Source organism: Microcystis sp. LE18-22.4A, from assembly GCF_027531105.1.
In the GTDB taxonomy this organism is placed as follows: Bacteria; Cyanobacteriota; Cyanobacteriia; order Cyanobacteriales; family Microcystaceae; genus Microcystis; species Microcystis aeruginosa.
Genome location: NZ_JAPZRB010000059.1, coordinates 1 through 1,157 on the forward strand (window position 1 = coordinate 1; position 1,157 = coordinate 1,157).

The following is a 1,157-nucleotide window of genomic DNA, read 5'->3' on the forward strand; positions in this document are numbered from 1 at the left end:
GTAGTCAGTTACCTAATTTTCAGGGAAAAAGTACCTGAATTTTACCCCCGATCCCTCCAATGGTCGGCACTTTTTGAGGTCAAAAAAGTCTAAAAGCCTTATCCAACAAGGTTTTTAGATTTATTCAGCAAGCCCTAAGTAAATTAATCTCGATGGGGCTAATTATTAATGGCTCTCTTGAGGTTATGAGATCGAAGAAAGGGCGTACAATATACGCCCCTACCAAACAAGTACGGGAGAGCCGATGAATTGAAAGAGGAGTTAGGAATTTAGTCCTCAAAGAAAAAATAAGTCAGATAAATCTAACAATAATCCTAATTCCTACCCCTACTATTTTTTTAGGTTTCAGAGGGGAAGTAACCAAACAGTTTTTTATAATCAGAGGCCAGATATCCTCGGTGAAAAAAACCTAATTCTTCAGCAATTTCATAAATTAATTTTGTCTGATTATTTTGGTTAAGAGATTGATGTAAAGCATTAAGACGAAGCAATTTAAAATAATTGTAAGGAGACATTTGATAGAAGTCTTTAAATATATATTCTAAGGTGCGTTGACTTACTTCTAAGTCTTGACAAATCGCTGGAATAGTCAGATCAGAACGCAGATTTTTTCTCATCATTTCTTCTGCTTTTTTGAGAATAGAGGTGCGTCTGATAGTGTTTTTAGGAGTTTTAATATCTTTGGTTACTGCTAAAGTCAAAAGAAAATCTTTGACAATTTCTTCTTTTAATTTTTGCTTGACAAAATTTAATCTTAATGCTTTTCTTTGCCAAGATATTTGTTGACGATCTAAATTAAATAGCATTTGATAAAGTTGATGACAAGATTGTTGTAGATGACGAATTTTTTCCGATGGGCAAATCACAATAGAAGCAGCGGAAGAATTTAAAAACTTTTTCGCTTCTGGTAACTCTAAAGTTTGGCACAATTGTTGCAGATAATTATCATGAACGTAAAGCTGAAAACGATTGGAAAAGGGATGTTGAAAAATGGAAATTTCTGATTTAGGGGGGACAATCCCAAGATAGTTATTTTCTAATGGATACAAATTTTGGAAGAAGACAGAATTCACCTGAACAGGAATCGCAAAAACCCATATTTTAGAATGGATTACTCCCGCAACATTCGTTAAACAATTACGTTGCGATAATTCTAA

The 1,157-nt window shown here is 33.7% G+C and carries 1 protein-coding gene; it reads right to left on the reverse strand.

The window, feature by feature from the left end; translation table 11 throughout:
• Positions 1 to 338: 338 nt before the first annotated feature.
• A partial coding sequence (locus tag O9295_RS02770; RefSeq protein WP_288031516.1) for an AraC family transcriptional regulator occupies positions 339 to 1,157 on the reverse strand: 819 nt, incomplete at its 5' end.